We start from the raw sequence: 6,275 nt of genomic DNA, 5'->3' as shown, positions 1-6,275 counted from the left end.
CTATTTACCATATACACCTCTAACTAGGTATTTAGGAAAAAACTTAGGAATCCCTTTACTGGTCTGGGCTGAGGCTCGATTTCCTAATTTATATCCAATTGAACATAACCAACTTAACATAAAATAGATAATATCCACTTTTTTGACACATGAATGTGTCCCAAAACGGCGTATTATCAGGAGCTTACAGCGCATTGGAGCCTGCCTACCAATGCGCTTTGATTTAACACGGTTTTCCTAAAAACATCCCCAGTTTATCACTAGAAAAGCGACTCTGAAACCACTCCTTTGTGCCCAGCAAGCGCTTTTGCGAGCGTTGGACGACTGACGCCAAGGTGTTTGCAGACATCACCTTTGGTCACGTTCGGGTCTGTTAGCATCGACATTATTGTCTTCCTCGCTTAGGCAATTGGATTACCTCACTAGCTGAATTAATCTCGCTGCGTTCTTTATGGAGAGCCATCGTCAGGTTGCCAATCTTGGCCGCCCAAATTGCCTCATTGTCTTTTAATGCTTTGTTTTCATTGAAGTATTTCTTCTTTAGGCTCTTTGCCTTCCTTAAGTCTGCATTCTTCTTGTCTAGATCAGCCTTAGAAATATTAGCTTTGTCGGCTTTTCGGGCATCTGCGGTTGCCTTATCTTTGTCACCCCTTTGATTAATTTTGTGCTCAAGCACCACTTCGGCAATGTCTTCGTAGTAACTTACCGAGCCGTTGCTTACCCCAGCTCGTTTCTCAACTGCACTGGCGTTAATTTTTGCTCCTTCCTCAATCATTGACTCTAGAGCTGCCTCTAACTTATTTCTTACGCTTGGCATACAGGTAAAACCCCCTCGAACTTAGTGAACTCTATTCTATGATCAGTCATAATTTTCTCTGCTGCCCTTATGTCACTGATTTCACGACCAAAAACATTGGGGTTGATCATGTTGTTTTCTAGCATTCTCATCACCGATGCAGACATTTTTCTGTGGCGCTCCTTCCACCTTGCTGCCTCTTCATGATTGATACTGAGGTTACTACAGTTGCTTTCGATACAGCCTGATGGTTCAAACACATGGTTTAAATCACACTTTTCTTCACCGAAACAACGGCCATAACCTGTTGATCTTGCTGCTCTCTGAGTGCTTTTTACTAGTGATTGGTACTTCTCTTCAGATACAACGCTCGGTTCTGTGATATCCCCCAAAACCGTTTCTGCGAACCCACCACTCGCTAGGTTCTCATCGCTGAAAGTCTTACTGAGATATTCGTCGTTGTACTCTTTTCTCGCATTATCTAGCTCTTTTTTAAGCAGTGGATCATCGTTTATTCCTAAGAGCGCAATAATGTCGGAGCTGGCACTATAAATACCTGTCATGCTGATGCAAAGGTGTTTAAATTGTTGCTTAACTGATGCCAAAGATACTATTCCATTTCCCACGCCAAAGTGTGCAAATGAACGTCGCCACGTATGAGTAGAGAAATGCCAAGCAGTAACTCCCTCATTGTTTAACCTGCGTGGATCTCTATCAGGTAAAACATTACTGTTAAGGCTCTCGTATGATTCTTCCCATTCTGGGTTATAAACTATCCCGTATGCGTTCGATGCAAACTCTAATAACGAGGTCATATTTCCGGTATCTAAGTTTATAGGCTTCTTCTTACTGCTGATATCGCCAGCAAAGCCTCCTTTCCTTTTCCAATAATAGGCTGGTAATTCGCTAATATTGTCTGGCTCTTTGCGTTCTTTTTCCCAGATAGAGTGAATGACCTCAATTGCTTTCTCACATATTGGTGCGCAACACCAAACATCATCTCTTCCAACACCTGACTCTAATTTTGTTGTGGTTCCAGATAGTAATGGCGCTCTTATTCCTAATACTTCAATCTCATGGTAAGAGTTGTTATGGAAGGTTACTAATTCTGAGATTCTGCATCCTGTAAATGAAATACATGAGTTGAAGCAAATAGCAGTTATGAGTTTCTTCTGCGCGTATGCTTCCTGCGCAGTAATGCCATTCTTTAATGCGTATTCTTGCGTCGTTAGAGACCAGTCTTTGATATTTTCATGGGCATTTTCAACGGTGCCAATGATTTTTGCCAGCACAGTTGAGTATACCTCTGGTATGATGGTTGGGGTTGAACCTCTCTCCTCTTTACCTTCCGCCACCAACTGCACAGCAAGCGCACTTCGAGAGATATTTACAACAAAATGCTCGTGTTCAGGGATGAATTTATTGGCATCCATTAACCTACAGATAGCCGTAAGGTAGCCTTCAATGGTTATTACTCCCATTTCCCTTCGGGCTATTTCATCTTCAACCATTCCCCAGACAATTGGGTGAGAAAGAGCGCCAAGATTATTAATATTGGTGCCTTTGAAGCAAGTGAAAATAGAAAGTACCTTGTTCATATCAGAAACAATAACTGACTTGGTCACACCTTTGCGGTCATATTTTATACTTTCATCTTCTTCATCATGGTGGTCATAGTTGAATAGATAGTCGGCTCTTCTTCTAAGGTCTTTGAGCAAAAGTGGATTATGCTCTTCCTCTTTCCATTTCAGCTTATACTTACTCTTAGGATATTTCTTGTTATTATATTGGTTGAAGTTCCACTCATTGTCTTGAATCCTAGAGATGACGACACCGTTATGCTCTGATACAGGTCTATTGGGATCGTAGCAATCAATCTCGCCGCTTTCAGTTAACGCAATAAAATCGAGTAAATCTTGTTTACTTTCCATTATGACAAGCTCCTAAGTACATCATTTACTGCATGGTCATCAGCCCAAAACGGGTGAACTACTTTTTCAAGCCGCTTCTTTGCAACACGAAGATTGAGTGGTGTGAATTTTTCTTTTAGTTTATCAATGCGGCTCTGCAAGTCAGCGTAATTTTTAATATAGTGCTCGATACCTTGGTGTTGAGAGAAAGATTCCCGCATCTTCAGTTCAAAAGAAAGCAGTCGCCAAATATCAATTACTTCATCTACGACGGCAAAGTTGTCACACCAAAAGCATTTAACAATGAAGCCGCATCCCATTAGCTTTTTATCGTCTTCAGTAAGCAAAGGGTTTGAGTCAATTTTGCGCTGGAACTGTTTCTTTTCCTTGGTTTCGTTGTTATGGCATGCACCACCATTAGGCAAGTCATTGAAAGAACTATTGTTTTCGCGCATCTTTTTTGCGACTAATGGGGTAAGAACTTGAATTTTAAATTCTTTTTCTACCGCCTCAATCGCTAGCTTGACGTTTCCTTCGTTGCGACCAAAATGCTCCATGACATGAGCTTGTGCAGCAAGTTCTTTCTGGTTGATCTCCTTATTATTTCGACTATATTTTGCTTCTCGGTGTACTTTTAAAGTATGCCGACCAGAAACAACTGAGCTTCCTTCGCCACGTTCGGTTTGTATTTTGCTCGTGATAGATGACCTTATCCGCTGAGTTCTGATTGTGAATTCTGGCTTCTCTTCTTTATATTTACGAAGCTGCTCTGTTACATTAAATAGCCTACTTTCATAAACATAAAGGTCGTGAGATGTGAATTCCCTAGGCTTACCGCCATCCAATGCTACAAACAGTTGATACTCTGTGTTTTTACAAAACGCGTTTACTTTCCGGCTTATAGGTAAGAACTCTTTATACATACGCTTACCATTCTGTTTGAATTTAAGTTCTGTCGTTTTAAATTCATTTGAGCGGTTCTTTACCCCTTTAGTAATCCAGTGATCTTTGCCATTTCTTTCGTAAGAAACTACCTGATCGGGGAAAGTTGCTGTAAATAGTTCTTTTTGAGTGGCGGCAGTGTAAACCGTAGTCATCAACAATACGTTTGCCATGTAATCATTAATGACTACCTCATCTAACTTTGAGGCGCTATTAATTATTTTGATTAGTCGCTTGCGGTCTGAAACCAACCCTCGAACAATCATTGTCCACTCAGTTTTATGGTAGGCATCAGACACTAAATCATTACCACCTGATGTGACTTTGATTAATTCTGCCTTTGAAATCTTTGACAACCCGAACATCAATAGCAGCGCTTGCGCTGTCCGCTGATACTTACTTACTGTGTGAGATTTAACCTTGATGACGCCTCTTCTGACTTTATCATGAAGGTCATACAAATATGCCCTAAATAATCTGTCTGAAATAGGATCGTTCTTATTCCCAGTCTTTTGCTTCCAATCGAATATCACCCTTAATTGAGCAAAGTAAGTATATTTTGTCGCTGGCTTACGTGGAGAGCTACGGAAGGCATCGGCAACCCTTCTCAGCAATGCCTCATCACAAAAATCATGGTCAAGTTCTTCTCTTAAATCAATGACGACGTCTTTGTTATTAGAGTTCTTCCAGTGAAAAACAAAGGGACTGATCTCAGCTACATTATTTGGAACCATTACTAGGTTTTCATCAGATGGTGCCACTCGTTTCCTTGAGTGTTCTGCTGATGTTAAGGTTTTAGCCGTCTCGGCTAAATTATCTTCAACATTGTGAAACTCTTCCATATTAACATTTCGGCTTGCTGCATGCTTTGCCCGAGAGGAGCCTCTATCATTTCTTCCTTTTCTAGTATTTGCTGCAAATAATGAAGAATGCTCAGGACAGACTGCATTAATAAAGCTTTTAAAATACCCTCGATATGCTCTCTGGGATTGATTTTCTGCAATCATGATCTCGGTTCTTCGGTGGTACTCTTGGAGCACTTCCAAATCTAAGGCTGACTTTTCATCCATTTCAAATGCGAGGTTATATATGCGTCTGTATGACCAAACTAATTTATCATTTGCCACACCTAACTTTGCTTCTTCATAGTTATGATGGCAGCCATTAAATAGTGCTCGATGATCACCTTCAGGTGCATTTGGAAACTTTTCCGCAAGATTAATTACGGATTCAACGTTTTCTTTCTTGATTCGCTTTATTATTTTTACTGTATACATCATAGCCCAAGATTTTCGATAATCATTTCAACGAAATCACCCATGACATCGGCAATAATTGTTGTGTGAGGATCGTTTTCCCAAAATTCCAGATAAAGTAGAGTTGTTGTTTGCTTCAGGTGACCCATGTTCTTTCTTAACAGGGCTAGTGCCTGCGTTCGGCTCAGGCCACGAACTTCTATGTAAGCATCCATCGTGGCGCAACCGTATGTACATCTACAGTCATGCCATTTATGTTGATAATGTGGGTCGCTTTTCCTGATTTCAGCGGTTATTTTTGACCACAGCGATGTAAGTGTCTTGGTCGTATACATCTCTCCGTTATGGTCGAGAAGCGCTGGTAGTTGATCGTCGCCACAGTCATACATATTCTTGTACATCTGCGCTCGATCCCTGTACCGTTTCGTGCTGTGGTACTTGTTCATCAGTTCTATCAACCAAACAGGAATGGGAGTCTTTCTGTCGACTCCACCTTTAGTGTGAACGCCAGTCCTTGGGCCAATGGGGACGTCTGGAGCATTCCTTCCCGTAAAGCCTTTGGGCACCTGAAATAGCTTCTTGGGCATTGAGCCGACTTCAACTTCACGCAAGCCGATAAATAGGGACATCAGGATGCCAAGTCGAACTTCTGGAGATACCACATACCAGCTTTGAAACAGTAGTTTCAGATGGTACTCAGAGAGTGGCCTTAGCTCCTGTTCATCATGTCGAACTTGGATGTAGCAATCTGTTTTGGGGTCGCCGTAGGCCGTATAGCCAGTGATATTGAAGGGGAGCTTGTCGACGTAATTGTGCCTGCGGCAGAACATGTAGAACCCACGGATGTGTGATAGGTATCCAGCCGCCACTTTGTCTTTGTAGCAACCATTTTCAACTAGTTCTGCTAGCTTAGCTTGGTACTGAAAGATAGGGCGGTTATTCCTTTCGACCTCTGGGGTAGTGTCATTCCATTTGAGCTTATTTGCTTTCAGGAACTTGAAGAAGCTAAGTAGTGCTTTTCCTTTCTGAGATACATCTTTTTTCTTGGCATCAACCAACTGATCAAGCATGTAGGCGTTTGCTATATAGATTGGCTCTTCATCATCATCGATCAGGAACCAACATTTCCTTTGCTTAGTTGGGTCAGTGATATCGAACTGGTAATCGCCATTGTCATCGATCCAAGTATGTACGCTGCCCAGCCACCAATTTTTCTTTGTACTTATCAAGCGCATAGGAAATTACTATCATTAGGAATATGAAATCGATAGTATACTAACTTTCCTAATTTTCCTAACTTTTTGTTGTGTCTGGGTGCTCCTAATTGCAACTCCTAAGCGTTGGGTTGGAGGTGCATAAAATAGCTAATAA

At 41.4% G+C, this 6,275-nt stretch carries 5 protein-coding genes; all 5 read right to left on the bottom strand.

Features of this window, described 5'->3' with window-relative positions; all coding sequences use genetic code 11:
* Positions 1-260: 260 nt before the first annotated feature.
* From ACKLNH_RS20345 to ACKLNH_RS20325, 5 genes are read right to left on the bottom strand one after another with little or no spacing between them, the layout of a single operon-like run.
* Positions 261-386, bottom strand: a complete 126-nt coding sequence (locus tag ACKLNH_RS20345) for a hypothetical protein (RefSeq protein WP_413114095.1) — start codon at positions 384-386, stop codon at positions 261-263.
* Positions 386-817 (bottom strand): hypothetical protein, encoded by a 432-nt coding sequence (locus ACKLNH_RS20340; RefSeq protein ID WP_413114094.1) that lies wholly within the window; start codon positions 815-817, stop codon positions 386-388. Before ACKLNH_RS20340 ends, ACKLNH_RS20345 begins: the two co-directional genes overlap by 1 nt.
* Positions 805-2,727, bottom strand: a complete 1,923-nt coding sequence (locus tag ACKLNH_RS20335) for a hypothetical protein (protein ID WP_413114093.1) — start codon at positions 2,725-2,727, stop codon at positions 805-807. Before ACKLNH_RS20335 ends, ACKLNH_RS20340 begins: the two co-directional genes overlap by 13 nt.
* On the bottom strand, positions 2,727-4,928 hold the full coding sequence (locus ACKLNH_RS20330) for a hypothetical protein (protein ID WP_413114092.1): 2,202 nt from the start codon (positions 4,926-4,928) through the stop codon (positions 2,727-2,729). Before ACKLNH_RS20330 ends, ACKLNH_RS20335 begins: the two co-directional genes overlap by 1 nt.
* A complete protein-coding gene (locus tag ACKLNH_RS20325) occupies positions 4,925-6,139 on the bottom strand; it encodes a hypothetical protein (RefSeq protein WP_413114091.1) in 1,215 nt (404 codons plus the stop codon). The genes ACKLNH_RS20330 and ACKLNH_RS20325 overlap by 4 nt, the downstream gene beginning before the upstream one ends.
* Positions 6,140-6,275 lie beyond the last annotated feature (136 nt).

Origin of the sequence: Thaumasiovibrio clandestinus, assembly GCF_047250365.1 — a bacterium.
In the GTDB taxonomy this organism is placed as follows: domain Bacteria; phylum Pseudomonadota; class Gammaproteobacteria; order Enterobacterales; family Vibrionaceae; genus Thaumasiovibrio.
This window is presented reverse-complemented; position numbering and strand designations above follow the sequence as displayed.

Bases quoted from the DNA above. Each gene is read 5' to 3' on its own strand.
- ACKLNH_RS20345 (WP_413114095.1), bottom strand. From the start codon at position 386: ATGTCGATGCTAACAGACCCGAACGTGACCAAAGGTGATGTCTGCAAA.
- ACKLNH_RS20340 (WP_413114094.1), bottom strand. From the start codon at position 817: ATGCCAAGCGTAAGAAATAAGTTAGAGGCAGCTCTAGAGTCAATGATT.
- ACKLNH_RS20335 (WP_413114093.1), bottom strand. From the start codon at position 2,727: ATGGAAAGTAAACAAGATTTACTCGATTTTATTGCGTTAACTGAAAGC.
- ACKLNH_RS20330 (WP_413114092.1), bottom strand. From the start codon at position 4,928: ATGATGTATACAGTAAAAATAATAAAGCGAATCAAGAAAGAAAACGTT.
- ACKLNH_RS20325 (WP_413114091.1), bottom strand. From the start codon at position 6,139: ATGCGCTTGATAAGTACAAAGAAAAATTGGTGGCTGGGCAGCGTACAT.